Origin of the sequence: Neptunicella marina (assembly GCF_014270035.1) — a bacterium.
GTDB classification, from domain to species: domain Bacteria; phylum Pseudomonadota; class Gammaproteobacteria; order Enterobacterales; family Alteromonadaceae; genus Neptunicella; species Neptunicella marina.
Window position 1 is genome coordinate 1 of the sequence record NZ_JACNEP010000021.1, and the last position, 26,047, is coordinate 26,047.

A 26,047-nucleotide genomic window follows, 5' to 3' on the forward strand; every position below is an offset into this window, starting at 1 on the left:
TTTCTTGTCATCTCAACTTCGCCGCTGACCGTTGCCGTTCCCCGTCGAAGTGGCGCGCATTCTACGCATCTAACAAATTCGCGCAACCCTTTTTTTTAACTTTTTTACTGACAGACTACATATTAGGCAGATTTGATAAATATCAAACAAAAACGGTATATTAATCGACTAATTTGAACTATTTTGACAAATCAATATCTTAAATAGCATTCTTACCGATTAATAATAATTACTATAAAGACGATGAGGTTTATCAAATAATGAAGAAGCTGCTGTTATCCTTTCTAATAACCTGCTCGTTTAATAGTGTTGCAACACAAAGTGCAGAAAAAGAATCAAACAATAGCCAATTGACGGCTGACTTTCTGGAGCAACAGGTTCAACAAAACATGTCTATTGGCAGAGCGATAAAAAGCGTTGTCGGTCATTATCCTCAGGAAGTGGAGACAGTTGTCAGTACGGCATTAGATCTTTACCCGGGAAAATATAAAGAAATAATTCATGCTGCGATTGCAGCACAACCCGCTTTAACAGAAGACGTGGTAAGGATTGCAATAAATAAAGGAATCACAAGTTGCAGCAATGTGGTTCTAACTGCAATCAAAGCAGAGCCGAGTTATGTAGATTTTGTCGTTAACGCAGCGGCTCAATCCACACCTGAAGAATTGGATGAAATAGTTAGGATTGCTGTGGTAACAGAGCCTGACTCTGCTGATGCTATAGTGAGTACAGTCGCCAAAGCTCACCCTAATAAGTTAGTCGATATTATCAGTTCAGCTATTGGTGCTGTACCTTTCGTAGGGGAATATATAGTGGATGCACTGTTAGTTGCATTCCCAAATGAAGCAGAAAGTGTAGTATCAACAGCCGTACGGGAATCTTCAGCACAAAGAGAGCAGGTTATAAAAATAATAGAAACGGCTAAGAATGCAGGTATTGATAATGAACATTTATCTGCGTATGCGTTAAAAGGCGGGGCATCTAAAGAAGAAGTCGCTCAAGTTATCAATCAATAACACTAAATTTATATATAAAAAAGCCGGGCTGATGCCCGGCTTTTTTATAACTCTATTTTGTTACTCAGCAGAAGCTTCTTCAACTACTTCAGTAGCTTCAGTAACAGGACGGTCAACCAACTCAACATAAGCCATAGGTGCTTTATCACCAGTACGGAAGCCACATTTCAGGATACGAATATATCCACCTGGGCGTTCTACGTAGCGAGGACCTAAATCGTTGAACAGTTTACCTACAACTTCTTTATCACGAGTGCGAGCAAACGCCAAACGACGATTAGCAACACTATCTTGCTTGGCAAGTGTGATAAGAGGCTCAATTACACGACGAAGTTCTTTCGCTTTTGGTAAAGTCGTTTTGATAATTTCATGCTTTACCAAAGAGCCAGCCATATTGCGAAACATCGCTTGACGATGGCTACTATTGCGATTTAACTGTCGACCACTATGACGATGGCGCATAGTACTTTCCTTCTTATTAAATCAGTTACGCGGACCTGATTAGTCTTTCTCAGCAATGCTTTCAGGTGGCCAGTTTTCCAGACGCATACCTAAAGACAATCCACGAGAAGCCAGTACATCTTTAATCTCAGTTAGAGATTTTTTACCTAAGTTAGGCGTTTTTAACAGCTCAACTTCGGTACGCTGTACCAGGTCACCAATATACTGGATAGCTTCGGCTTTCAGACAGTTAGCAGAGCGAACAGTCAGTTCAAGATCATCCACTGGACGAAGTAAAATCGGATCGAACTCCGGTTTTTCTTCTTTTTCCACAGGCTCAGAGATATCTCTAAGCTCTACGAATGCATCTAATTGCTCTGCCAGAATGGTAGCCGCACGACGAATTGCTTCTTCAGGGTCGATGGTACCGTTTGTTTCCATATCAATGATTAATTTATCTAAATCAGTGCGTTGTTCAACGCGCGCTGATTCTACATTGTATGCAATACGGTCTACCGGGCTGAAAGAAGCGTCAACAAGTAAACGACCAATTGGACGATCATCTTCTTCAGAGGAACGACGAACAGAAGCCGGAACATAACCACGCCCCATTTCAACTTTAATGCGCATGCTAATTTCAGCGTCGCCAGTTAAAGTACAAATCACGTGGTCAGGGTTAACGATTTCTACATCACCGTCGTGCTGGATATCACCAGCCACGACTGGTCCTGAACCTGTTTTCACCAAGGTCAGGGTCGTTTCGTTTTTGCCTTCCAAGCGAACCGCTAACCCCTTAAGGTTCAGCAAAATTTCAATCACATCTTCCTGGACACCTTCTTTTGTGCTGTATTCATGCAGCACACCATCAATTTCAACTTCAGTCACTGCGCAACCTGGCATAGATGACAAAAGAATACGGCGTAATGCATTACCAAGCGTGTGTCCAAAACCGCGTTCAAGAGGCTCTAAAGTAACCTTTGCGCGCGTTGTAGATACGTTTTCAATTTCGACTAACCTTGGTTTTAGGAATTCAGTTACAGAACCTGACATTGTTTCCTCTCTTTATCCTTTAAACTTTACTTAGAGTAAAGTTCGACGATCAACTGTTCGTTAATTTCCGCTGACAAATCAGCACGTTCTGGAAGACGTTTGAAAACGCCTTGCATCTTGCTGTTATCAACTTCAATCCAAGTTGGTTTCTCACGTTGTTCTGCTAGTTCCAGAGCTGCCACGATACGAGCTTGCTTTTTGGCTTTTTCGCGAACAGATACAACATCTTCTGCAGATACACTGTAAGAAGGTACATTAACAACGCCGTCATTAACCACGATAGCTTTGTGGCTAACTAACTGACGAGCTTCTGCACGTGTACTGGCGAAGCCCATACGGTAAACTACGTTATCCAGACGCTGTTCTAAAAGCTGTAACAAGTTTTCACCAGTGTTGCCTTTAAGACGAGCTGCTTCTTTATAGTAGTTACGGAACTGCTTCTCTAATACGCCATACATACGACGTACTTTTTGCTTTTCACGTAATTGAACACCGTAGTCAGACAAACGACCGCGACGGGCGCCATGTTGACCAGGTGCTGTATCAATTTTACATTTCGAGTCTAGTGCTCGAACGCCACTTTTAAGGAATAAATCAGTTCCTTCGCGGCGGCTAAGTTTGAGTTTTGGACCCAAATATCTTGCCATGATCTTTCTCCAACAGTCCGTCGATTAAACGCGACGTTTTTTCGGTGGACGACAACCGTTGTGAGGGATTGGTGTCACATCGGTAATATTTGTGATTTTATAACCTGTCGCGTTTAAAGCGCGGATCGCAGACTCACGGCCTGGACCTGGACCTTTAACGAAAACTTCAAGATTTTTCAAACCGTACTCTTGAGCAGCAACGCCTGCGCGTTCTGCAGCTACCTGAGCAGCAAATGGAGTCGATTTACGTGAACCACGGAAACCAGAACCACCAGAAGTAGCCCAAGCCAGAGCGTTACCCTGACGGTCAGTAATTGTCACAATCGTGTTGTTAAAAGATGCATGGATATGAGCCATTCCATCAGCGACCTGACGTTTTGCGCGTTTACGCTTAATAGGTGTTTTAGCCATTATGCCCCCCGCTTACTTCTTAATTGGCTTGCGAGGACCTTTACGGGTGCGCGCATTAGTTTTAGTACGCTGACCACGTAGAGGTAAGCTGCGGCGGTGGCGAATACCACGGAAACAACCTAGGTCCATCAAACGCTTAATGTTCATGGAAATTTCACGACGCAGGTCACCTTCAACGGTGAACTTGGCTACTGCATCACGTAACTTATCTAATTGTGCCTCATCAAGATCTTTGATTTTAGCGTTTTCAGCAACACCAGCTTCGGCACAAATTGATTTTGCACGAGTTGGACCGATACCGTAGATAGAAGTAATTGCTATCACGGTGTGCTTGTGTTCTGGAATGTTAATGCCAGCTATACGGGCCACTAACAGTACTCCTCTATGTTCTTGTCGCCAGCCTAAAAAGCCCGATAGGATACTTACCTGGCGACCTAATTGCAATATTAGCTTATAAAATAAGCTACCTGATTAACCTTGCCTTTGCTTGTGCTTAGGCTCAACGCAAATCACTCGAACAACACCGTTGCGCTTAATGATTTTACAGTTGCGGCAAATCTTTTTAACTGATGCACGAACTTTCATTACATCACTCCGTCAATGACCAATCTTAACGGCCGTAGCTTTTAAGATTGGCTTTTTTAAGAACAGATTCATATTGATTTGACATCAAATGAGTCTGCACCTGAGCCATAAAATCCATGATAACAACAACGATAATCAATAGAGACGTACCGCCGAAGTAAAATTGCACATTCCATGCAATCATCATGAATTCAGGAACCAAACAAATAAAGGTAATATACAGCGCGCCTGCCAAAGTCAGACGGGTCATTACTTTGTCGATATATCGGGATGTTTGCTCACCAGGACGAATACCAGGAACAAATGCGCCGGACTTCTTCAAGTTATCTGCTGTTTCACGTGGGTTAAATACTAACGCAGTGTAGAAAAAGCAGAAAAAGATAATCGCAGTTGCATACAACATCACATACAGAGGCTGTCCAGGAGACAGCATTAAAGACACGTCTTGTAACCAAGACATTGACTCATTCTGACCAAACCAACTCGCAATTGTACCAGGAAACAAAATGATACTTGAAGCGAAGATAGGTGGAATCACGCCCGCCATGTTTACTTTAAGTGGTAAATGGGTGCTTTGTGCAGCAAAGACCTTACGACCTTGCTGACGTTTTGCGTAGTTAACCACGATACGTCGTTGACCACGTTCCATAAACACTACAAAGTAAGTTACGGCGACAATAATTACACCAACCAGCAACAATAACAGTACATTCAGGTCACCCTGTCTTGCTTGCTCAATGGTTTTACCTAATGCCGCAGGTAAACCTGCAACAATACCGGTAAAGATCAGAATAGAGATACCGTTACCGATACCTCTTTCTGTAATTTGTTCACCTAACCACATCAAAAACATGGTACCGGTGACCAGACTCACGACTGCTGTAAAGTAGAAACCAAAGCCAGGATTAATGACCAATCCATTAACCATATTAGGTAATGTTTTAGCAATGGCTATCGCCTGAAATACAGATAACACCAGCGTAAAATAGCGGGTGTACTGACTGATCTTGCGACGTCCTGCCTCACCTTCTTTTTTCAGTTCAGCCATAGCAGGATGCACAACAGTGAGCAACTGCATAATGATTGAAGCTGAGATGTAAGGCATGATCCCCAGAGCAAGAACCGAAGCACGCTGTAATGCACCACCCGAGAACATATTAAACATCTCTACGATGGTGCCTTTTTGTTGCTCAAATAATTGAGCTAAAACAGCGGCATCAATTCCAGGAAGTGGTACAAATGAGCCGAGTCTCAATACGATAATCGCACCAAGTACGAACAACAACCGTTGTTTAAGTTCGGTCAATCCACCCTTTGCACTGGATGAATCCAATCCTGGTTTAGCCATTTAGCTTATTCCTCTACTTTACCGCCGGCTGCTTCGATAGCTTCGCGAGCGCCTTTAGTTACCTTTAAACCACTAACAGTAACAGCACGAGTGATTTCACCGCTCAACATTATTTTAACAAACTGACGGTCTTTCTTAACCAGACCAGCTGCTTTTAATGTTTCCAGAGATACCACTTCGCCTTCAACTTTTGCGATTTCAGTCAACGTAACCTGATCACTGACCAGAGATTTACGTGAAGTAAAACCGAATTTAGGAAGACGACGCTGGATAGGCATTTGTCCACCTTCGAAACCAGGACGCACACTACCGCCAGAACGAGACTTCTGACCTTTGTGACCACGACCACCGGTTTTACCCAGGCCTGAACCAATACCGCGACCCACACGTTTCGCTGATTTTTTTGCTCCTGGTGCAGGAGAAATAGTATTTAAATACATCTGTTACTCCTCCACAATCTCAACCATGTAGTTGACACGATTAACCATGCCTCGTACAGCTGGAGTATCTTCCAGCTCACGAACATGGCCAATGCGACGCAAACCTAAACCTACCAAAGTGGCTTTGTGTTTAGGTAAACGACCAATAGAGCTTTTGGTTTGCTTTACTTTAATCGTTTTAGCCATGACTACTTACCCCAGAATATTGTCAACTGACAAACCACGCTTAGCAGCGATTTGATCAGGAGACTTCATTTCAACCAGTGCGTTAATCGTTGCACGAACAACGTTGATTGGGTTGGTTGAACCGTAACATTTTGAAAGAACGTTCTGAACTCCAGCTACTTCCAATACTGCACGCATCGCACCACCAGCAATGATACCGGTACCTTCAGATGCAGGCTGCATGTAAACTTTAGAGCCAGAGTGACGACCTTTAATCGGGTGCTGCAGAGTGTGACCATTTAAGTCTACAGTTACTAAGTTACGACGTGCTTTTTCCATTGCTTTTTGAATAGCAGCAGGAACTTCACGTGCTTTACCATAACCGAAACCTACACGGCCATTACCGTCACCTACTACAGTCAAAGCGGTGAAGCTAAAGATACGACCACCTTTAACAACCTTTGACACACGGTTAACAGCAATAAGCTTCTCTGACAGTTCGCCGTTTTGTTGAACTTCTTGTTTAGCCATGAGAACTCCTAGAACTTGAGGCCAGCTTCACGAGCTGCGTCAGCCAAAGCTTTTACGCGACCGTGATACTTGAATCCACTACGATCGAAAGCCACATCTTTGATGCCTTTTTCCATCGCACGTTCTGCAATTGCTTTACCAATTACTGTTGCAGCTTCAACGTTACCTGTGCTTTTCAGATCTTTGTTAAGATCTGCTTCCAAGGTAGACGCTGCTGCCAATACTTGTGAACCGCAAGGTGCTATCAATTGAGCATAGATGTGGCGCGGAGTGCGATTTACAGTCAAACGATGCACTGCCAGTTCACTAATTTTTTTGCGTGCGCGGGTAGCGCGACGCAAGCGAGCTGATTTTTTATCCATCTCACCCACCTACTTTTTCTTAGCTTCTTTACGACGCACAACTTCATCAGCGTAACGAACACCTTTACCTTTATAAGGCTCTGGTGGACGATATCCACGGATGTTAGCTGCAACCTGACCTACCAACTGCTTATCAGCGCCTTTTACGACGATTTCAGTTTGGCTAGGAGTTTCAATAGAAATACCTTGCGGCACTTCATATACAACAGGGTGTGAGAAACCCAGAGTCAGGTTCAATTTGGCACCTTGTGCTTGTGCACGATAACCAACACCTAACAACTGTAATTTTTTCTCAAAACCGTTGGTTACACCAACAACCATGCTGTTTAATAAAGCGCGAGCAGTACCTGCCTGAGCCCAAGCATTAGCTGCACCTTCACGAGGCTTAGCTAACAATGAACCTTCTTCATTTACTACTTCAACAGCGTCATTAAATACACGGTTCAGTGAACCATTTTTACCTTTTACTGTAACTTCCTGACCAGCGATAGAAACATCTACGCCAGATGGGATAGCTACGGGTGCTTTTGCTACACGTGACATTGAATATCCCTCCGTTACGCTACATAGCCGATGATTTCACCACCCATGCCCGCTTTACGCGCAGCACGGTCAGTCATCACGCCTTTAGATGTAGACACAATGGCGATACCCAAACCACCCATTACTTTTGGCAGCTCATCTTTTTTCTTATAGATGCGCAGGCCAGGACGGCTGACACGTTCGATGCTCTCGATAACTTTTTTGCCCTGGAAGTACTTTAAAGTTACTTCTAATTCTGGCTTAACGTCACCGTTTACAGCGTAGTCAGTGATATAACCTTCTTCTTTTAATACTTTTGCCAAAGCAACACGTAATTTAGAAGATGGCATAACAACAGCAACTTTTTGTGCTAACTGTCCGTTACGAATGCGGGTAAACATATCCGCGATAGGATCTTGCATGCTCATTATCTGCTACTCCTTACCAACTAGCTTTTTTCAAGCCAGGGACTTCACCACGCATAGCAGCTTCACGCAGCTTAATGCGGCTCAGGCCAAATTTGCGTAGATAACCATGTGGACGACCAGTTACATTACAACGGTTACGTTGACGGATGCGACTTGAGTCACGTGGTAATTGTTGCAGCTTAAGAACAGCAGCCCAACGCTCTTCTTCAGAGGCGTTAACATCGCTGATAGTCGCTTTCAGTGCAGCACGTTGTTCAGCATACTTAGCAACCAGCTTAGTACGCTTCGCTTCGCGCGCTTTCATTGATTCTTTTGCCATAACCCTACACCTTATTTCTTGAATGGGAAGTTAAATGCAGCAAGAAGAGCACGACCTTCTTCATCAGTAGTAGCGCTGGTAGTGATAGTAATATCCATACCGCGAACTTTATCAACTTTATCAAAGTCGATTTCTGGGAAGATAATTTGCTCTCGAACGCCCATGCTATAGTTACCACGGCCATCGAATGATTTTGCATTCAGACCACGGAAGTCACGGATACGTGGAATTGCAATAGAGATTAAACGCTCTAAGAATTCCCACATACGTTCGCCACGTAGGGTTACTTTACAGCCAATCGGATAACCTTCACGGATTTTGAAACCCGCTACTGATTTACGTGCAACGGTAACAACAGGTTTTTGACCAGCAATTGCTTGCATATCAGCAGTTGCATTCTCAAGAATCTTTTTATCCGCTACAGCTTCACCCAAACCCATGTTTAAGGTGATTTTCTCAATCCGAGGGACTTGCATGACGCTTTTGTATCCGAACTGCTTCGCAAGTTCAGCTACAACGTTTTCTTTATAGAAATCATGCAGTTTCGCCATCGTTCACTCCAATTAAATTAAACCAGTTCACCGTTAGACTTGAAGAAACGTACTTTCTTACCGTCTTCAACACGGAAACCTACGCGATCTGCTTTACCTTCACGGTTAGCAATCGCAACATTTGATACATGAATAGAGGCTTCTTGCTCCACGATGCCACCAGCAATGTTTAATTGCGGGTTAGGCTTCTGGTGCTTCTTCACCACATTCACACCTTCTACGATCAGACGGTCGTCAGATGCCAGTACTTTCAGGACTTTACCTGTTTTACCTTTATCTTTACCGGCCAATACGACAACTTCATCATCACGACGAATTTTTCTAGCCATAATCGTGACTCCTTATAGTACCTCTGGGGCCAGTGAAACAATCTTCATGTATTTATCACCACGAAGTTCACGGGTTACCGGGCCAAAGATACGCGTACCAATTGGTTGCTTGTTGTTGTTAAGCAACACGGCTGCGTTGTTGTCGAAACGGATCGAAGATCCATCAGGACGACGAACGCCTTTTCTAGTACGCACCACCACTGCAGTCAGTACGTCACCTTTTTTAACTTTACCGCGAGGAATTGCTTCCTTAACAGTAACTTTGATGATGTCACCGATACCTGCATAACGGCGATGCGAGCCACCAAGAACCTTAATACACTGAACCCTGCGAGCGCCGCTGTTATCGGCAACATCCAGGTTAGTTTGCATTTGGATCATGTAAGTGCTCCGCTTGTTAAGACGTTCGCTAACTACTTAAGAAAAACGAACATCAGTTTTCGCTGTTAAAAACGTCCGCAAATTGCTTATTGAACGTTATTTATCTTGTACCCCGATAAAAAGGGCGCGAAATAATAACAGAAAACATTAGGCGTGGATAGGTGAAATTTTAAAAAGATTTGATTATTTCTGCAGCAACGCAGAGTGGTAGGACAATATCATAAAAAACTAAGGAAAGCCGCTGCTTTCCCTAGTTTTACGCCATTTTAATGCAGCAAATTAATTTTGTACCCTGTGGCGGAATTTTGGTCGGGTTCAAGTGTAACAACAAAGCTACTTTGCTCACTAATATCCAGTAAGCTTGAACGGTATAACAGAGTTAAATCATCCGAATTTTTTTCGTATACGGCGATGATCTCATAATAACCCGTAGGCAGAGATATCGTGTCGTTTTCAGCAAATTGCACGCTGGATATTTTATATTCGGCGGTATCGATAGTCTCATCCTGACGAACAAAGTAAAAATCAACACTGCTGTACTCATCAACCAAATTCGCCACATTCAAATCATGATCATAGATTTGTGGCAAGGTGCTTTCAGAAAATGCAATCGCATTTGCTTTTCCATCAGCATCATTAAATAGCAAAATGGTTTTACTATCGCCCTGATTCAAGGTTATTAATTTATTTTTAAGTAAATTAGTACCATCAGCAGCATCGACTGTCAGGCGATAATCTCCATAATCCACCTCAGAAAACTCGGTTAAAGTATCTGCTTCAATCTGTAACTCAGACTGGTCTTCATTGCCCGCTAACGTTACCTTCAAAGCATCACTATTGTTTAAACTGTTATAAACACGGAATTGCGAAGATGCCTGAATATCCGTATAGCTGGCAACTGAACTGGAGTTGTTGACTAAATCAAGAACCAGATTGCTACCGGTTGGTCCTGATCCCTGGCGTATTACTGCGACATATTCAGTAGAGTAGGTCATATTTATCGGCTGACTTTGAAACAAGACTTCATCGCTTCCAGGAGAGGTAATATAAAAAACATATTCATCTTCAACCCAGTAAGAACTGTCAGAATCTGCATCCCAGTATGTACCGTGCGTTAAAGACTGATATGTCGTACTGGCAACTAAATGCGCATCAGAGAAGGGTGTACCCGATTCAGCCATGTATAGGTCATACCCCTGGCCATTACTGTCCATGTTGGTTGCATATAAATCGAACTCATCATCATAATCGTCTTTTCGTTCAATATCATATTCAGTGACATCACCACTTTGATAGTCACCGGATAACACAAGCAATTTTTTATAACCTTTCTTAAGGCTCACCGTTTGTTCTTTCAAACTGATAGATTGCCCATCTGAATCAACGCGCGAAAATTCAATATCAACATCATCTGGTTCAAATGTATAAACCGTAGTGGCATCACCATAACTGGCACTGCTTAATAGAGAATCGTCAACAGTCAGATAAGTATTGGCGCTGTTCGCCGAGCCATTGTAAAACTGCATATAGGATTCAGCGTAATCACTTTCATCATCATCCGAGCCACCACAGCCAATTAATAACAACATAGAAAGTGGTAACACTACTTTTAACGCATTCATTTCAAAACCTTAGGTTGTCCAAAGCTTCATTAGAATGCAGAACCAACATAATGTTTTGGCTTTTACCCAACCTTTACACTGCTGACACTTTGCTGACACTCGCATTACATTTGTTAATAAAAAGCATCAAATAACGACAATTAGTTTTATTTTTGAACTAAATTAATATTTCAAAATACTGGAATACTTGTTAGGCAGGGATATGGCCACATCAGACAACACCACTTCGCAGAGCACTTACCGCCCTCCCCGTTTGGCCAGAATTTGGGTTTTGATCGTTACCGCTGTAATCTGCGTCACTGCATTTTTGTATTATCAATACCGGGAGAGAGAAGCTCGTTTTAGTAACGCCAATTATTTTCGTCTTTTATCAGAATCAGCTACCCGTTCTCATGAAAATATCAATCAACTAAAGGAGCTGATTTTAAACAACAATTCCGCATCTGCTATTCGTTCAATATTCCCCAGTTATAAACAATCAGCCAATGGAAAATTTAATAAACAAAGCAAGTTAGCTTTCTCGCTTCATGGTGAATTGGTAACGATAGAAAAGATAATTCAAACCGAAGATTCTCAATCTTCCAGTAACGTAAAAGATTCCCCCCAAAGAACCAGTAACAACAACTGGCAAGCCACCGTTAAAATATCGGAGATACTCGATGCCCCAAGAGGCGGATATTTGCTGCATTTTTATGTGGATAACGAGCTAAAAGTCATCAGCAGTGTAGGCGATAAATCAGTTTTATCTGTCGCTAATGTCAAACAACTCAGTCAGTTAATCGCCAAAGAGCAATCACTTAACTGGAGCAACGTACTTTCAAGCAATGATAGAACAGCGCAGGATAAACCACTGCCTCTTCCGGGCTACAGTCACTACTTCGATACCACAATTAGCGCTGTGGAATACCGGTTCTTTTTTTACCCCATCTTGTCAGACAGTAGCCTTAACCAATTAAAAGAAAAAGCCACAGATATGTTTTTAGTGGGCGTTTTACCCAAGCAGTTGCAGACATCACAAGAAAATGCTCGCTGGAATGTCAGTGCGCTAACCATCATTCTGGTTAGCCTGGTTTTTGTATGGATGATGCTTCGACTGTTTATGTTATCGAACCATCAACCCGTGGGTGAAATGTTTTTCCGAAGCACCATGTTATGCAGCTATCTGCTTTTTATCTTGTTAATGTCTTTTGTTATGGCATACAACGAAAGGCAAATACAGCAGGAAGAAAAACAACGTGTTGCAAGTCAACTAGGCTTTTCTATTGCAAACAACCTGAAGCTCGACTTACTGGCGCTTGATTTACAACTAAAGCCGTATAAATCCTTTTATACATCAATGTTAAATGAGAACGACAAACGACCTTTAGATAAAAAATTAATGCAATTGCCTGATATGCAGACTGGCAGCCATGAGAATGCAAAGCCCTGCTCCACCTACTTCACTTTGCAGGCAAACCAACTCACCGACGATATTAAAACCAAAGATACAATTGATACTGCCTCGGTATTCCCGTGTCATTTTGAACAGCAGCAAGATGCTCGTCAGTACGATATGTGGTATTCGCCAGATTCAAGATTCAAACCATCGCTGGTGCTGAGTACGTTGCTGCTGGATTCAGACGGCTATCAGCGCTTTCCAAGGCTTTATACAATAGAAAGTAACAAATCGCCGACCCAGCAAAGTTTGCAACATCGCGACTATTTCAAAAAGGTACGGGATCAACAAGGTTGGGACATAAATCTGCCATGGGACACCAGCAAAGCCAGTCCCGCATTCTCTTCCTCGTCTTATCATCATTCTTATCCGGAATTTGCTCAGATAAATCAATCAAAACATACAACCAGCATAAACAACTACTATATACAGCGCTTGCGCAACATTGGAGATGGTACGCGCGGAACGACTATAGCCTTGCCCCTCAACCAAGTTAGCCAGAACAGCAATTTTATTCTGGCAGCGGATGTCGAATTACCTTCGGTTAATTTAACCGAATTTAACTCATTTACTCTTAAAGACTTCACCACCATGGTCGTTGATCGCGACAGTGGCGATGTATTATTCCATATCGATGAAGATCGCTCCCTGATTGAAAATCTTTATCAGTTTGGTCAGGGAACAAAAGACATTGCTCACCGATTACGCACCGGGCTTAATGGTGGAGCCGGATGGATTGAGGGTTTTTACCACGGAACATCTGGAAAATTTTTAATCCAGCCGCTGGTGGTTGACCAATGGGCGTTGGTGATCTTTATGCCGGACGAGAGTCTGGATATTTATATGACCAATATATTCCTGCTCAATGTTTTAAGCATTAGTGGATTCTTATTTGTACTTTTCTTTATCATTCTGGTTATAAGGCAGGCTCAACTGTCTTATCCGCTAAAGCAGGCTTTATCGATTCCTTTGGTTATCGACTTACGTAAAATAATGGTATTCAGCTCGGTATTGCTGGCCAGTATTTATATGAGCTACTGGATAGGTTTAGCAATAGATCGTAATAGTTCCGAATTTCCGACCTATATGCTGCATAGTTTTAGTTTTTGGTTAGTTATCACTGCAGTCTTGTCATGTTTAATATGGGGGTATGCGGAATACAAAGAATTTTATCACCACTCACGTCAACGCCAGCAAAATCCGGTTGAACTTAAAACCGGGGCACAGTTACTTTGTCTGTTTTATATCTTCTTTTCGGGGTTGGTTTACTGTTATCTGACAAAAGTTGCCAGTATCCCAGCAGGTTCATTGCAGTGGTACTATCAAAAAAATGTCTACCCTGCCCGGTTAAATCAGGAGCTGGTTGAACTTAATCGAATAGCGTTAAGTCGTTTCCCAAATACCATCACACACCATCAAATTGATGCTTTGTCCCTGCTACCAATTAGTAGTCGATGGAAACAACAGCTCAATGATCAGCAACGAAAAGGCTATGTGTCGCCCACTGACGTTCAGCATTTCAGTAAACTTGTTAATACCACCGGAGCAACAGATTGGGTTGAACGCTATTTGTTAGGTGAAGCGAGCGCCAACTACAAGAGAAAATCCCTATCTGCAAGCCGAACGTTTTTATCATTAGTATTACTTATAATATTAAACTTTTGCTGGGTAAGATTTAATCGGCGCATACTAGCCGTAAGGCTGTATGGCTCAACCCAGTATTTACGGCATATTTATCAGATTAGCCGCTCACACAAAGCGTTAAATCAATTCGAAACCAACCATGCCCTAAAAATAGAGTTAACTGAATCGCCCGACCATGGTTATAGCTTCTCGTTGCTACTGCAGCAATATCTAAACGATGCAACACCAACTGAAAATTTACCCGCTCATTATCAGCAATGGTTTAACAGCAGCCCTCTTTTTAAAGAAATCGCCAATGCGCAGCACCAGTCTCAAACAGAATTTTTACCTAATATGAAAATTCTGCTGGAAAAAACAGAAGGACAACTCCACTTAAAAATGTGGGATATCGAGATAAGTTTACAACATCAGCTGCAACGACAAATATTGCTAAGGCTGCTCAATCATTGCAAATCACTGGTGCATATTGCACAACTGGTAGAAGTGACATTATATGGTGGGTTCCATGCACTGCAGCGTTTATGTGTAAAAGACAATATGCTTGCACAGGAAACACTATCGACTAACCCTATGCAGTCAACGGAATACTTCGCCTGGGCTGAATGCTTAATGGATTTTGATGTAAACGTTCCTTCCCATTTAAGCACCAATCTTGATCAAGCGTTTTTACAAAACGAAATTGCAGCGTTTCCCATGCTGGCGTTTATTAAAAAAGCTAACGATAGAATGTCAAAAACCAATACATTCGCTTTTTTACGTTGGTTAAATTTGCGTGATTGGCAAAAAACTCACAAAGAATGGGCAACCATTAATTTTATCCTGATGAAAGCAGAAGCCATCTATCGATACAAATGGGAGTCCTGCTCCGCTGCAGAAAAACTGGCGTTATATTATTTAGTGCAATACAAACGCATCAATCCGGCCAATACACAAATGTATGAACACCTGGCGCTAAATGGTCTCATCCAGGTAAAACGCGGACGTATTCGTATCGTCAATCAGAGTTTTGCCTATTTTGTTCGGCACGCTGAAGATACTGACACCCTGAAAAATCTGGTGGGTAAAGGCGATATTGGCCAGTGGCAACGTTACCGAATGCCAATTACGTTGCTAATCGTACTGGTGATAGGTGCTATTGCGCTAACATCGGGCAACTCAATTTATATGATAGTGGCGTCAGTAATGGGATTACTTGGCACTCTCGGCAGTTTAGCCAACAGTGCCAATATGTTACGCAATAGTGTCAGGCAGTGATTTAAATGCTGCGTTGACGCACGATTTCGTACAAACACACACCGGTTGCGACCGAAACGTTGAGGCTGGACACTGTGCCCGCCATGGGTAGTTTTACCAGCTCATCACAATGCTCGCGGGTAAGACGACGCATGCCTTTACCTTCAGCCCCCATCACGAGTGCCATAGGACCGGTCAGTTTGGTCTGGTAAATATTTTGCTCGGCTTCACCTGCGGTGCCGATTATCCACACACCGGCTTGTTGCATATCTTTTAAGGTACGCGCCAGATTGGTAACTTGTACCAGCGGGATCACTTCAGCCGCGCCACATGCGACTTTGCTCACTGTGCCTGTGATCCTGGCGGATTTGTCTTTAGGCACAACAACCGCATGCACACCGGCCGCATCGGCTGTGCGCAAACAGGCACCTAGATTATGTGGATCGGTAACCCCATCCAGCACCAATAAAAACGGCATATCGTGTTGTTCAATAATCTGTGCTAAGTCTGCTTCGTTATATTGGCGGCCCGGTTTAGCGCGTGCCACTATGCCCTGATGTTGCTCACCAGCGACTTTGTCATCCAGCGTTTTGCGTTGACAAAATTGCACCGCGATACCAAAACGACGTGCCTGATTAACCAGGCTATTTAAGCGCTCATCATCACGCCCTTTTAAAACATAAAGCTCAATTAATCGCTCGGGCTCACGCTCAATGACTGCCTGCAAAGCATGTAAACCAAACAACCATTCTTGTTGCGCCATTTACTTTTTCCTTTTGGACTTTTTGCCCGTTGATTTTTTGCTACTCTTTAGGGTTTTATTTTCGGTACTGCGAGCGGTTTTGCTACCAGAACGCCCTTTCCGTTTGCCCGATTTGGATTTAGGGGGCGCTTTTTTACCAGTGTTTCTGGTTTTTGTCACGCCTGCCTTGCTGGCAATGAGAGGCGAGTCTTCCAGTACAAAATCAATATTGCGTTCATCCAGATTCACCGCTGCCACTCGCACACGAATCGCATCACCCAAGCGATAGGTCATACGGGTGTTTTCACCTATTAAATGTAACTTCACTTCATCAAAGTGATAATAGTCGTTTTCCAGCGCGGTGATATGTACCAGTCCATCAATGCCAAACTCGGTTAAGCGCACAAAAAAGCCAAAACTGGTCACAGAGGCAATCACACCGTCAAAACAGTCACCCACATGGTCCTGCATAAATTCACATTTCAGCCAATCCGCTACACTGCGCGTGGCATCGTCGGCGCGACGCTCAGTCATGGAACACTGCTCACCCAGCGCCATCACCTCATCGGGCTGATACGCATATCCGCCACTTCTATGCTTACGCCCTTTGCGTTTATCGACTATCGCTTTTAATGCGCGATGCACCACCAAATCGGGATACCGACGAATAGGCGAGGTAAAGTGCGCATAGGCATCGAGTGCCAAACCAAAATGTCCGATATTGTCATGTTCATAAACAGCTTGTTTCATCGAACGTAATAACATGGTCTGGATCAGTTCCTGATCCGGACGACCTGCAATTTTATCTACGACTTTGGTGAAATCTCGCGGAGAGGCTTTTTCACCAAGTTTATGTTCAATGCCTACTTCGGCCAGATAAGCGGTAAAGGCACTTAACCTGTCAGCATCGGGTTCATCGTGGTTACGATACAGTGCTTCGGCCTTATATTTTTCCAGCATTTTGGCGGCTGCCACGTTAGCCAAAATCATGCATTCTTCAATTAACTTATGTGCATCGTTACGGGTAACGGTGACGATATGGTCTATTTTACGCTCAGCGTTGAAGATGAATTTATTTTCCTGCGTTTCAAACTCAATCGCGCCGCGCTGCTGGCGGGCTTTTTTAAGCTGACGATATAAATCGTGTAAGTCACGGATATGAGGTACTAAATCAACGTATTTCTGATAAAGCTCTTTATCGCCTTGCAGTAAATCCCACACCTTGGTGTACGTCAGGCGTGCTTTGGATTTCATCACTGCTTCGTAGAAATCATACTCAAGCAGTTCGCCGGCGGCACTGACCGTCATTTCACACACCATACACAGGCGATCTACCTGCGGATTGAGTGAACATAAACCGTTGGATAAAACCTCTGGCAGCATAGGCACAACTTGTTCCGGGAAATACACCGAGTTTCCGCGCTGCTGCGCTTCATCATCCAATGCAGTGCCGTGACGCACATAATAACTGACATCAGCAATGGCAACCCATAAAGTCCAGCCGCCGTTTTCATTCGGTTCACAATAAACGGCGTCATCGAAGTCACGCGCATCTTCACCATCAATGGTAACCAGTGGCATAGCACGTAAATCAACACGGCCTTTTTTAGCCTGCTCGGTCACTTCTTCGGCTAACTTACTTACCTGACTGATAACGGCTGCTGGCCATTCATGGGGTATATCGTGAGTACGCAGCGCCATTTCGATTTCCATGCCCGGCGCCATATGCTCACCCAGCACTTCAACAATTTTACCGACAGCACTTAAGCGTTTACGCGGACGTTGGGTAATTTCTACTACCACAACGTGACCCTGACGTGCGCCCATGGTTAAATCGGGTGGGATCATAATTTCCTGACAAATGCGGCTGTCATCGGGGATCACCACCCCAAAACCATTTTCAAAGAAATAACGGCCTACGATTGGATCACTGCGGCTGGCTATCACTCGTACCACGCGAGCTTCACGCTTGCCTTTAAAGCTCGAGGTGGATTCTTTTACCAGAATCTCGTCACCGTGCATCAGACTGGCCATTTCTGAATTGGCAATAAACAGATCAGACTTACCATCTTCACGTTTTAAAAAGCCAAAACCATCACGATGGCCAATAACTTTGCCTTTAATTAAATCCATTTTTTCCACCAGACAGTATTTTTTCTGGCGATTAAATAAAACCTGTCCTTCACGCTCCATGGCGCGCAATCGACGCTGAATGCCGATACGGCTGTCTTCATCTTTGAGATTGAGAATGTCCCAGAATTCCATTAAGGACAGAGGCTTTTTATGCTCTACCAATAGCTGCAACAGGTACTCGCGGCTCGCTACCGGATTGTCATATTTTTGTTGTTCACGTTTGTAATAAGGGTCGTCATGCATGACTTAGAGAAATCCAACTTGATAATAATTCGAAACTGGCAACCAGTGGCCACCTTGTATTGTGCAGACGAGCAAGATTTAATGATGAGAAGGCAGGAATAATAGAATGTTGCCGCTGCGAAAATTTGACACGAGTATAACGCATTTACCCGTAATGTGGCTAAATATTCTCCGACATTGCGTTCAATAACCGTTATGAGCTAAAAATTCACTTACTCATCCAACGGCCTTTTCGCTTTACGAACAGCTTTGGGATGCATTAGTTCAGCAAGTTCAGCTAAGCAGTTGGCAATTTTTTTGTGGGTAGCTTTGTCGTCAGTAATGGCGTTATATAACCAGTGGTAGGCATCCTCAAAATCATACGGGCTGCCATAGCCTTCAATAAATAGTTCCGCGAGCTGAATTTGCGCCTTTAAATTACCTAACGACGCAGATTCGCGTAAAAATACAACCGCTTGCTCTTTGTCCTGTTGTACCAGTGTACCAGTCGCGTAATAACGTCCCAGCTGCTCCAGTGCCGCAGGCATACCCTGGTCAGACGCCTGGCGCATAAAATAAATGCCTAATTCAGGATCTTTATCCACACAAACGCCCCAGGCTAACATGTCTCCCCACAAAAACTGATAAGCCGGTACTTTAAGTTTCTCAGCACGTGCCTGAATATCCTGCACCAGCTGGCACCGATCCGCTTTGACACGTTGCAGATGTTCATTTTTGTTAATGAGATCAATTAGCTCATCCTGTGAATACAACTGTACGGCTTTTATGTCGTCGCTCTGTTGTGCGAAGACATTAACCGTTGCTGTGATAAAAACAAAAATGATGCAAAACAAATTACGCATAATATGGGTATCCTGAATGTTCGTTAACGTTATCGGCAGCGAATAAAAATCATAGAGTTCCTATTTCGTAATTCCATATTTCTGCGCAAAAAATTCACATAGTAAACTTTCTGCAACAAGCCCAACGGTCAAAGATTGACAGTGTTACTATCCACTTTTACACGCAATGGCTCAGAGATAAAAATGAAACAACGAATGAATCTTTGCATACTGTTATCTTTATTTATACTGCTGAACTCATCATTAGCTTTCGCTGCAGAAACCCCTGATTTTGAGCATTTAGACAGTTTGTTACCCACCGAACCTAAACTCCCGAAAAATGTATGTGAACAATTAAGTGCAAACCTTGTTGCACATAACTGGCGGTTAGCAGATGAAATTGATAACGATCCTAAAAACTCCAGCCCCGATTCGCAGCGCATTCAAACAGCATTAGATAACTGCGCTGCAGGCAGCGCGGTGAAATTAGTTACTAATGAAAAAAATAACGCCTTTCTGAGTGGTCCTTTGTCTATTCCTTCAGGCGTTACATTGTGGGTAGATAAAAATGTCACCCTGTTCGCCTCGCGTAGTCCAGCTGATTACGATTTGGGTGATGGAATTTGTGGTGATGCACTGCCTAAAATTAAAAATCGTTGTCAAACCTGGATCACTGCCACTGACACAGTTAACAGCGGCATAGTGGGGGAAGGCGCATTAGATGGACGTGGTGGAAGTGTTCTTACATCAGGTAAACGTGCATTTAAAAGTACATGGTGGGATCTATCCATGCAAAGCAAAGCCAAAGTAAAACTTGAGCAAAACAATCCACGTATGTTGCACGTGGATGGTGGCAAAAACTTTACCCTGTATAAAATCAGTCTGTTCAACTCACCTAAATTCCATTTTGGCAGTAATGATGTAGACGGTATAACCGTTTGGGGCATCAAGCTGGTCACACCTTCGCTCGCCTACGCAAACCCGGATTATCAGTGTGATGAGAACGATTTACCGCGCCCCGGTAAACTTGACCAACCCAGCCGTTGTTTTATCCCTGAACTGGTTAAAAATACCGATGGCATCGATCCCGGCACCAGCACGAATGTCACTCTTGCTTATTCCTTTATCACTACCGGCGATGATAACGTTGCGATAAAATCTGGCGGAAAGAACAAACAAAGCCCCGCAAGCCGCCATCATCTCTACGCACACAATCATTTTTATTACGGACACGGTATGTCGATTGGCAGTGAAACCGATGCGGGCGTGCATGACATCAAAATTTGGGATTTGGTAGTAGATGGCAATGACAGCGGCCATGGGGTTGGCTTGCGCATAAAGTCTGATGGTAAACGTGGCGGTAACGTAACAAATGTGACCTATGACGGCGTATGCATGCGCCGTGTGAAAGAGCCTTTGGTTTTCAGTCCTTATTACAGCTCAACCAAATCCACCAAACTGCCGCCCAGTATGCAAAACATAACAGTGCGCAATTTCAATTATGTGGATTACCCCAAAGCGAAATACAATAAAACGGTGATTAATTTAAGCGGTTACAAAACAGATAAACTGATTAACCCGTTGGGTTTAACGCTGGATAACGTGGTATTCCCACGTCAGCCCAGAGTACGTGATAAGCATCACCATAATATCCATTTCACCCTGGGTAAAGGGCAGGTTGTGAACTTTCCACTGTTAGGTACCGATACCAATTCAGTGACCGATTTACGCGATCCTTCTCTGACCGGACAGGCTCCTTATTCGTGCGACGATAAGTTTAAGGCATTCCCATCGCCAGCATCACCAATTTAATCTGCATCGCACGCAATAAAAAGCCCCTGTCGGGGCTTTTTTATTATGCTTTAGTAACTTGAGTTACATCGCATTGGTGCTTTCAAAAATTTTGTCAGCAGATGCGGCAACAAAACCGGTATAAATTTTACCGTCTGCCATTTTGTAACGTTGCGCGAATTCATAGAAACAGCTTGGAATGGCAACCTTTTTATCACTGAACTGCACATCCATTTTATCGGCCATGGTTGATGATTGTGCTAAACATACATCTTCACCGCCTTTAATTTCACCACCAGAGGTGTTCAACACAAAACCTGCGTTTTTAAGTGCATCGTTAACCTCAGATAACTCTGAGTAACCCGTCAGGTAATTTACGCTCACTGTGAAGTGGTTAGCACGATATCCCCACGCCGACATCCAGGCCGCGTATTCAGACTCGGCTAACAGCGTTTGGTAATCTTCACTGGACACCTGCCAGTGCGTACCTGAGTACAGGAAGTTATCTGCAGTGACTGCATCTTCTTCTACTTGCTCAACCATGTTTTTCACGATGGCTTGTAGTTCCGGTGAAAATTCCTCAACTAACAACTCACTGATAAACACTTTGGGTTTAGTGTCATCAGGATGCTCAAAATGCTTGGCTTTGAGTTTTTTCTGCTCAAAGTTGTACTGACCTTTTTCTTCATAACCCAATGCTAAGAAGTGTGCCGCCAGTTTATCCAATGCAACTTTTTCCAGATTAAAGGTACGCAGTGCAATGTGATCATTAATAATGTCGTCACCTTTGCCCAGTAGCTGATGTACTTTTTCTGCCGACGGGGTAATGGCAATATAATCCTGCCACAGGTGAGTAAATAGGGTGTCAATGTTGTTATGCATGGGATCTCTCAAATAGTCACAAACACGATTATCAGTTACTTACATCATACGGCAATGCACCAAACCAATATTGATTTGGCGCAATCAAGCTTAAAATTTCAAACCTGGATTTAAACTGGCTGGCATCGCCACTTTATCCAGCTCTACCGAGGCAACCGGGTACGCACAATAGTCAGCCGCATAATAGGCGCTGGCTCTGTGGTTGCCGCTATCACCGATACCACCGAAAGGTGCAGCGCTGCTAGCGCCGGTTATTGGACGATTCCAGTTAACGATACCGGCACGAATGCGCGCAAAGAAATATTGATAATCCTCTTCGCTGTCAGACAATAAACCAGCAGATAAACCAAAGCTGGTATTATTGGCTTCTTTAATCGCCGCATCAAAATCACTGTAACGGATCACTTTAAGTAATGGACCAAAGTGTTCTTCATCCGGCAATTTATCTAACATAGCGGTTACATCTACGATACCTGGGGTAACGAAACCAGTATTGGTATCCAGATGCTGCATTTTCAGCAAGGACACACCACCCAGGTCAAGCAACTGCTGCTGAGCGGCTACCATTTGTGCGGCTGCATGAGCTGAAATCATCGCACCCATAAATGGCTGTTCTTCGGCTTGATAATCGCCAACCTGAATGGCTGCTGCCACCTCCAACAAACGGGCTAAGATAGCATCACCTTCTGCACCTTCCTCGATAAATAAACGACGAGAACAGGTACAACGCTGACCTGAAGTAACAAAAGCAGATTGAACAATATCATGCACGGCAGCGTCGATATCAGCCACACCTTTCACGATAAGTGGATTATTACCACCCATTTCCAGTGCTAAAATTTTTCCCGGATGACCAGCAAATTGCTCATGTAAAATTTTACCGGTGCGTGAACTACCGGTGAAGAACAATCCGTCAATGCCGTTGTTTGAAGCCAGCGCTTTACCTGTCTCCACTTCGCCCTGAACTAAGTTCAATACACCATCAGGCAAGCCAGCTTGCTGCCACAATTTAACAGTTTTTTCTGCGACGACTGGCGTTAAATCACTTGGTTTAAATACCACAGTATTACCCGCCAACAATGCAGGAACGATGTGACCGTTAGGTAAATGCCCAGGGAAGTTATAAGGGCCAAAAACCGCAACCACACCATGAGGTTTGTGGCGAATAAATGCTTTGCCTTGGGGCATCGGGTTTTCGACGGTTCCGGTGCGCTCCTGATAAGCGCGCTCAGAAATACCCACTTTGCCAATCATCGCAGCCACTTCGGTCTGGGTTTCCCACAAAGGCTTGCCGGTTTCCTGCGCAATCGTCAGCGCTAAATCGTCTTTATTTGCAGCCAGTAATTCAGCGAATTTTTTGACGAACACTAAACGTTCATCAAAACTAAATTCACTCCAGGCTACAAACGCAGCACGAGCGGCATCAATAGCCTGGTTAACCTGTTCGGCAGATGCGGTATTGGCGGTCCAGATAACCTGGTTGCGTGCAGGATCAACAGACTGCATCTGTTGACCTTGTCCGGCAACCCACTGGCCACCGATATAATTTGTACTCATAGGGATTCCTTACAATTTAATCGGTGAGAACCGAACCATCTCACCGTCCTGAACATCCAGTGCTGCCGCTGTTTGTGCAGACATCACCAAATGCTCATCTTCAAAGGTAGATTCAGCCGCGACACCACGGAAATTTTCTACTTTGGTATTGATAATAATGTGTGTAACGGTTTTTTGTGGCTGAGCAATTTTCACCGCTGCACGCTCACTGGCTTGCACAGTTCGAATATGCTGAACATTAGCTTCCACTGTTGGGCCAGCATCAAAAATATCCACATATCCGCGGCAGCTAAAGCCTTCTGAATGCAACAAGCGCAGCGCAGGACGTGTTTTTTCATGCACCTGGCCAATCACAGCTTGCGCTTCTTTGCTAAGCAAGCTGACATAAATCGGATACTTAGGCATCAATTCAGCGATAAAGCCCTTTTGACCGATACCGGTCAGGTAATCCACAGTTGGGAAGTCCATTGAGAAAAAGTGCTCTTCCAGCCACTTCCAGAAAGGTGAATTACCATTTTCGTCCGAAACGCCACGCATTTCAGCAATCACTCGTTCAGAAAAGCGATGAGCATGCTCAGCAATAAACAGGAAGCGGAATTTAGACAGGAATCTACCGTTATAACCTTCACGCGCTTGCTCACGTAAAAACAAAGTGCAGATTTCCGACACACCTGTGTAATCATTACAGCAGGTCAAAATATCAATCGGGTTATAAACGTTAAGCTCGCGAGAAGCATGAACCACTTTACCCATATGGTAGTGGTAAAACGCATCATCCAGGCCTACTGCCGCCTGAATGCCGCTGGTCCCCACTACTTCACCGGTGTCAGTGTTTTCCATCACAAACAGGTAACTTTCCGGCCCGGGCTTAATCACATCTTGTTTAAACGAATGAATTGACTGCGATATTTTTTTATTCAGCAATTCATCATTAACCGGAAGCGAGGTGAATCCAACACCAGACTCCACTGCGCATTGGCTAAGCGCAGCAAAGTCATCCTGTTGTATAGGTCTGATTATCATCATAGCAATATGCTCCGATGTGAATCAGTTATGCCGCGTTAACGACGTTGGCAACAGCCTGCTCAAAACGAGCTAAACCGTCTTTAATATCTTCATCAGGAATAATTAAAGAAGGCGCAAAACGCACCACATTAGCACCGGCCACCAAACACATTAGTTTTTGTTCTGTTGATGCCACCAGAAAATCACGTGCACGTCCCTGATATTCTTCCGTTAAAACGCCACCTAACAATAAGCCTTTACCGCGAACCTCAGAGAAAACATGGTATTTAGCATTAATGGCAGCCAGACCATCACGGAATAACTGCTCTTTGCGTTTAACATTATCAAGTAATGCTCTGTCATTAACGATATCAAAGGCCGCTTCAGCAACAGCACAGGCCAATGGGTTACCGCCATAAGTACTACCGTGAGTACCGACTTTCAGGCTTGCACCAATTTCTTTAGTGGTGATCATGGCACCAATTGGGAAACCACCGCCTAACGCCTTAGCTGTGGTTAAAATATCAGGCGTTACACCTAAACCCATGTATGCATATAACTCACCAGTACGACCCACGCCTGATTGCACTTCATCAAAAATGAGTAAAGCGTTGTGCTTATCACACAATTCACGCACACCTTTAACAAATTCATCTGTTGGACTAATAATGCCACCTTCACCTTGCAGTGGTTCCATCATTACAGCACAGGTTTTGTCAGAAATGAGCGCTTTAACGCTATCCAAATCATTATAAGTTGCGTGATCGATAGCACCTGGTTTAGGACCAAAACCGTCAGAATAGGCTGGCTGTCCACCTACAGTCACAGTGAAGAAAGTACGACCATGGAAGCCTTGTTTAAAAGAGATGATCTGGTTCTTCTCTTCGCCATGGTGATCTAACGCCCAGCGACGAGCTAGTTTTAAAGCCGCTTCGTTAGCTTCACCGCCTGAGTTAGCGAAATAAACCTGATCAGCAAAAGTCGCATCAGTTAGCTTCTTAGCTAAACGTAATGCTGGTTCATTGGTGAAAACATTACTTAAATGCCATAACTTGTCACCTTGTTCTTTCAACGCATTTACCAATGCGGGATGACAATGACCCAATACATTTACTGCAATGCCACCAGCAAAATCGACATACTCATTATTTTCCTGATCCCAGACTCGTGAACCGCTGCCACGCACAGGGATCATAGCTGCCGGGTTATAGTTAGGTACCATTACGTCATTAAACAATTCACGAGTCACATTCATTTTACTACCTCAATCGGTCGGGTTATCCAGAGTGGATTAAAAAAATTGTCGACATTATTCCAGAACAAAGTCTGTTTGTCTGCAAAAGTTACGCATAGCAATCGCTTAAGAATAAAGGGATTGAGCTACAATTGCAGATTTTTTGAATAACTATTTAA

At 43.7% G+C, this 26,047-nt stretch carries 28 protein-coding genes; 3 read left to right on the forward strand and 25 right to left on the reverse strand.

Features of this window, described 5'->3' with window-relative positions; translation table 11 throughout:
* Positions 1–260: 260 nt before the first annotated feature.
* The gene (locus tag H8B19_RS16975) at positions 261–1,016 is read left to right on the forward strand and encodes a hypothetical protein (RefSeq protein ID WP_186508179.1); all 756 of its coding nucleotides are present in this window, start codon (positions 261–263) and stop codon (positions 1,014–1,016) included.
* A 60-nt stretch (positions 1,017–1,076) separates the two neighbouring features.
* On the opposite strand, the gene rplQ is transcribed toward H8B19_RS16975, so the two are convergent.
* From rplQ to H8B19_RS17065, 18 genes are all read right to left on the reverse strand, one after another.
* Complete coding sequence (gene rplQ / locus H8B19_RS16980; protein WP_186508181.1) at positions 1,077–1,478, reverse strand: 50S ribosomal protein L17; 402 nt, start codon at positions 1,476–1,478, stop codon at positions 1,077–1,079.
* A gap of 39 nt (positions 1,479–1,517) precedes the next feature.
* Positions 1,518–2,507, reverse strand: a complete 990-nt coding sequence (locus tag H8B19_RS16985; protein ID WP_186508183.1) for a DNA-directed RNA polymerase subunit alpha — start codon at positions 2,505–2,507, stop codon at positions 1,518–1,520.
* A gap of 26 nt (positions 2,508–2,533) precedes the next feature.
* Positions 2,534–3,154, reverse strand: coding sequence for a 30S ribosomal protein S4 (rpsD, locus tag H8B19_RS16990; protein ID WP_186508185.1), 621 nt, complete (start codon positions 3,152–3,154; stop codon positions 2,534–2,536).
* A 24-nt stretch (positions 3,155–3,178) separates the two neighbouring features.
* Positions 3,179–3,565, reverse strand: a complete 387-nt coding sequence (gene rpsK, locus H8B19_RS16995; protein ID WP_186508187.1) for a 30S ribosomal protein S11 — start codon at positions 3,563–3,565, stop codon at positions 3,179–3,181.
* Positions 3,566–3,577: 12 nt separating this feature from the next.
* On the reverse strand, positions 3,578–3,934 hold the full coding sequence (gene rpsM / locus H8B19_RS17000; protein WP_186508189.1) for a 30S ribosomal protein S13: 357 nt from the start codon (positions 3,932–3,934) through the stop codon (positions 3,578–3,580).
* 102 nt (positions 3,935–4,036) lie between these two features.
* Complete coding sequence (rpmJ, locus tag H8B19_RS17005; RefSeq protein ID WP_075607266.1) at positions 4,037–4,150, reverse strand: 50S ribosomal protein L36; 114 nt, start codon at positions 4,148–4,150, stop codon at positions 4,037–4,039.
* 25 nt (positions 4,151–4,175) lie between these two features.
* The gene (gene secY / locus H8B19_RS17010) at positions 4,176–5,498 is read right to left on the reverse strand and encodes a preprotein translocase subunit SecY (RefSeq protein WP_186508191.1); all 1,323 of its coding nucleotides are present in this window, start codon (positions 5,496–5,498) and stop codon (positions 4,176–4,178) included.
* 5 nt (positions 5,499–5,503) lie between these two features.
* Positions 5,504–5,938, reverse strand: coding sequence for a 50S ribosomal protein L15 (gene rplO, locus H8B19_RS17015; RefSeq protein ID WP_186508193.1), 435 nt, complete (start codon positions 5,936–5,938; stop codon positions 5,504–5,506).
* 3 nt (positions 5,939–5,941) lie between these two features.
* On the reverse strand, positions 5,942–6,124 hold the full coding sequence (gene rpmD, locus H8B19_RS17020; RefSeq protein ID WP_186508195.1) for a 50S ribosomal protein L30: 183 nt from the start codon (positions 6,122–6,124) through the stop codon (positions 5,942–5,944).
* Positions 6,125–6,130: 6 nt separating this feature from the next.
* Entirely contained in the window at positions 6,131–6,634 is a 504-nt protein-coding gene (rpsE, locus tag H8B19_RS17025; protein ID WP_186508196.1) for a 30S ribosomal protein S5, read from the reverse strand.
* Positions 6,635–6,642: 8 nt separating this feature from the next.
* Positions 6,643–6,996 carry a 50S ribosomal protein L18 gene (gene rplR, locus H8B19_RS17030; RefSeq protein ID WP_186508198.1) on the reverse strand — a complete coding sequence of 118 codons (354 nt, stop codon included), beginning with the start codon at positions 6,994–6,996 and terminating at the stop codon, positions 6,643–6,645.
* A gap of 9 nt (positions 6,997–7,005) precedes the next feature.
* Positions 7,006–7,539 carry a 50S ribosomal protein L6 gene (gene rplF, locus H8B19_RS17035; RefSeq protein WP_186508200.1) on the reverse strand — a complete coding sequence of 178 codons (534 nt, stop codon included), beginning with the start codon at positions 7,537–7,539 and terminating at the stop codon, positions 7,006–7,008.
* 14 nt (positions 7,540–7,553) lie between these two features.
* Positions 7,554–7,946, reverse strand: coding sequence for a 30S ribosomal protein S8 (gene rpsH / locus H8B19_RS17040; protein ID WP_186508202.1), 393 nt, complete (start codon positions 7,944–7,946; stop codon positions 7,554–7,556).
* Positions 7,947–7,959: 13 nt separating this feature from the next.
* Positions 7,960–8,265 carry a 30S ribosomal protein S14 gene (gene rpsN, locus H8B19_RS17045; protein ID WP_186508204.1) on the reverse strand — a complete coding sequence of 102 codons (306 nt, stop codon included), beginning with the start codon at positions 8,263–8,265 and terminating at the stop codon, positions 7,960–7,962.
* A gap of 11 nt (positions 8,266–8,276) precedes the next feature.
* Positions 8,277–8,816: a 50S ribosomal protein L5 gene (gene rplE / locus H8B19_RS17050; RefSeq protein ID WP_186508206.1), complete on the reverse strand. Its 540-nt coding sequence runs from the start codon at positions 8,814–8,816 to the stop codon at positions 8,277–8,279.
* A gap of 17 nt (positions 8,817–8,833) precedes the next feature.
* Positions 8,834–9,145 carry a 50S ribosomal protein L24 gene (rplX, locus tag H8B19_RS17055; RefSeq protein ID WP_186508208.1) on the reverse strand — a complete coding sequence of 104 codons (312 nt, stop codon included), beginning with the start codon at positions 9,143–9,145 and terminating at the stop codon, positions 8,834–8,836.
* A gap of 12 nt (positions 9,146–9,157) precedes the next feature.
* Positions 9,158–9,526 (reverse strand): 50S ribosomal protein L14, encoded by a 369-nt coding sequence (rplN, locus tag H8B19_RS17060; RefSeq protein WP_186508210.1) that lies wholly within the window; start codon positions 9,524–9,526, stop codon positions 9,158–9,160.
* Between the two features lie 266 nt (positions 9,527–9,792).
* A complete protein-coding gene (locus H8B19_RS17065; protein ID WP_186508212.1) occupies positions 9,793–11,148 on the reverse strand; it encodes a DUF4397 domain-containing protein in 1,356 nt (451 codons plus the stop codon).
* Positions 11,149–11,350: 202 nt separating this feature from the next.
* On the opposite strand from H8B19_RS17065, the gene H8B19_RS17070 reads away from it, so the two are divergent.
* A complete protein-coding gene (locus tag H8B19_RS17070) occupies positions 11,351–15,481 on the forward strand; it encodes a hypothetical protein (RefSeq protein WP_186508213.1) in 4,131 nt (1,376 codons plus the stop codon).
* Position 15,482: 1 nt separating this feature from the next.
* Here the strand turns inward: H8B19_RS17070 and rlmB are convergent, their stop codons facing one another.
* The 3 genes from rlmB to H8B19_RS17085 form a co-directional block, all read right to left on the reverse strand.
* Positions 15,483–16,223 (reverse strand): 23S rRNA (guanosine(2251)-2'-O)-methyltransferase RlmB, encoded by a 741-nt coding sequence (gene rlmB, locus H8B19_RS17075; RefSeq protein ID WP_186508215.1) that lies wholly within the window; start codon positions 16,221–16,223, stop codon positions 15,483–15,485.
* A complete protein-coding gene (rnr, locus tag H8B19_RS17080; protein WP_186508217.1) occupies positions 16,224–18,578 on the reverse strand; it encodes a ribonuclease R in 2,355 nt (784 codons plus the stop codon). It abuts the gene before it with no gap.
* Positions 18,579–18,790: 212 nt separating this feature from the next.
* A complete protein-coding gene (locus H8B19_RS17085) occupies positions 18,791–19,420 on the reverse strand; it encodes a tetratricopeptide repeat protein (protein WP_186508219.1) in 630 nt (209 codons plus the stop codon).
* 183 nt (positions 19,421–19,603) lie between these two features.
* On the opposite strand from H8B19_RS17085, the gene H8B19_RS17090 reads away from it, so the two are divergent.
* Complete coding sequence (locus H8B19_RS17090) at positions 19,604–21,211, forward strand: glycoside hydrolase family 28 protein (RefSeq protein ID WP_186508221.1); 1,608 nt, start codon at positions 19,604–19,606, stop codon at positions 21,209–21,211.
* A gap of 63 nt (positions 21,212–21,274) precedes the next feature.
* On the opposite strand, the gene H8B19_RS17095 is transcribed toward H8B19_RS17090, so the two are convergent.
* The 4 genes from H8B19_RS17095 to H8B19_RS17110 all read right to left on the reverse strand — a co-directional run bounded on the left by H8B19_RS17095 (position 21,275) and on the right by H8B19_RS17110 (position 25,889).
* Entirely contained in the window at positions 21,275–22,072 is a 798-nt protein-coding gene (locus H8B19_RS17095) for a DUF1338 domain-containing protein (RefSeq protein ID WP_186508223.1), read from the reverse strand.
* Between the two features lie 90 nt (positions 22,073–22,162).
* Entirely contained in the window at positions 22,163–23,629 is a 1,467-nt protein-coding gene (gene astD, locus H8B19_RS17100) for a succinylglutamate-semialdehyde dehydrogenase (protein ID WP_194362758.1), read from the reverse strand.
* A 9-nt stretch (positions 23,630–23,638) separates the two neighbouring features.
* Positions 23,639–24,655 carry an arginine N-succinyltransferase gene (astA, locus tag H8B19_RS17105; protein WP_186508225.1) on the reverse strand — a complete coding sequence of 339 codons (1,017 nt, stop codon included), beginning with the start codon at positions 24,653–24,655 and terminating at the stop codon, positions 23,639–23,641.
* Positions 24,656–24,680: 25 nt separating this feature from the next.
* Positions 24,681–25,889, reverse strand: coding sequence for an aspartate aminotransferase family protein (locus H8B19_RS17110; RefSeq protein ID WP_186508227.1), 1,209 nt, complete (start codon positions 25,887–25,889; stop codon positions 24,681–24,683).
* Positions 25,890–26,047: the final 158 nt, after the last annotated feature.

Bases quoted from the DNA above. Each gene is read 5' to 3' on its own strand.
- H8B19_RS16975 (WP_186508179.1), top strand. From the start codon at position 261: ATGAAGAAGCTGCTGTTATCCTTTCTAATAACCTGCTCGTTTAATAGT.
- rplQ (WP_186508181.1), bottom strand. From the start codon at position 1,478: ATGCGCCATCGTCATAGTGGTCGACAGTTAAATCGCAATAGTAGCCAT.
- H8B19_RS16985 (WP_186508183.1), bottom strand. From the start codon at position 2,507: ATGTCAGGTTCTGTAACTGAATTCCTAAAACCAAGGTTAGTCGAAATT.
- rpsD (WP_186508185.1), bottom strand. From the start codon at position 3,154: ATGGCAAGATATTTGGGTCCAAAACTCAAACTTAGCCGCCGCGAAGGA.
- rpsK (WP_186508187.1), bottom strand. From the start codon at position 3,565: ATGGCTAAAACACCTATTAAGCGTAAACGCGCAAAACGTCAGGTCGCT.
- rpmJ (WP_075607266.1), bottom strand. From the start codon at position 4,150: ATGAAAGTTCGTGCATCAGTTAAAAAGATTTGCCGCAACTGTAAAATC.
- secY (WP_186508191.1), bottom strand. From the start codon at position 5,498: ATGGCTAAACCAGGATTGGATTCATCCAGTGCAAAGGGTGGATTGACC.
- rplO (WP_186508193.1), bottom strand. From the start codon at position 5,938: ATGTATTTAAATACTATTTCTCCTGCACCAGGAGCAAAAAAATCAGCG.
- rpmD (WP_186508195.1), bottom strand. From the start codon at position 6,124: ATGGCTAAAACGATTAAAGTAAAGCAAACCAAAAGCTCTATTGGTCGT.
- rpsE (WP_186508196.1), bottom strand. From the start codon at position 6,634: ATGGCTAAACAAGAAGTTCAACAAAACGGCGAACTGTCAGAGAAGCTT.
- rplR (WP_186508198.1), bottom strand. From the start codon at position 6,996: ATGGATAAAAAATCAGCTCGCTTGCGTCGCGCTACCCGCGCACGCAAA.
- rplF (WP_186508200.1), bottom strand. From the start codon at position 7,539: ATGTCACGTGTAGCAAAAGCACCCGTAGCTATCCCATCTGGCGTAGAT.
- rpsH (WP_186508202.1), bottom strand. From the start codon at position 7,946: ATGAGCATGCAAGATCCTATCGCGGATATGTTTACCCGCATTCGTAAC.
- rpsN (WP_186508204.1), bottom strand. From the start codon at position 8,265: ATGGCAAAAGAATCAATGAAAGCGCGCGAAGCGAAGCGTACTAAGCTG.
- rplE (WP_186508206.1), bottom strand. From the start codon at position 8,816: ATGGCGAAACTGCATGATTTCTATAAAGAAAACGTTGTAGCTGAACTT.
- rplX (WP_186508208.1), bottom strand. From the start codon at position 9,145: ATGGCTAGAAAAATTCGTCGTGATGATGAAGTTGTCGTATTGGCCGGT.
- rplN (WP_186508210.1), bottom strand. From the start codon at position 9,526: ATGATCCAAATGCAAACTAACCTGGATGTTGCCGATAACAGCGGCGCT.
- H8B19_RS17065 (WP_186508212.1), bottom strand. From the start codon at position 11,148: ATGAATGCGTTAAAAGTAGTGTTACCACTTTCTATGTTGTTATTAATT.
- H8B19_RS17070 (WP_186508213.1), top strand. From the start codon at position 11,351: ATGGCCACATCAGACAACACCACTTCGCAGAGCACTTACCGCCCTCCC.
- rlmB (WP_186508215.1), bottom strand. From the start codon at position 16,223: ATGGCGCAACAAGAATGGTTGTTTGGTTTACATGCTTTGCAGGCAGTC.
- rnr (WP_186508217.1), bottom strand. From the start codon at position 18,578: ATGCATGACGACCCTTATTACAAACGTGAACAACAAAAATATGACAAT.
- H8B19_RS17085 (WP_186508219.1), bottom strand. From the start codon at position 19,420: ATGCGTAATTTGTTTTGCATCATTTTTGTTTTTATCACAGCAACGGTT.
- H8B19_RS17090 (WP_186508221.1), top strand. From the start codon at position 19,604: ATGAAACAACGAATGAATCTTTGCATACTGTTATCTTTATTTATACTG.
- H8B19_RS17095 (WP_186508223.1), bottom strand. From the start codon at position 22,072: ATGCATAACAACATTGACACCCTATTTACTCACCTGTGGCAGGATTAT.
- astD (WP_194362758.1), bottom strand. From the start codon at position 23,629: ATGAGTACAAATTATATCGGTGGCCAGTGGGTTGCCGGACAAGGTCAA.
- astA (WP_186508225.1), bottom strand. From the start codon at position 24,655: ATGATGATAATCAGACCTATACAACAGGATGACTTTGCTGCGCTTAGC.
- H8B19_RS17110 (WP_186508227.1), bottom strand. From the start codon at position 25,889: ATGAATGTGACTCGTGAATTGTTTAATGACGTAATGGTACCTAACTAT.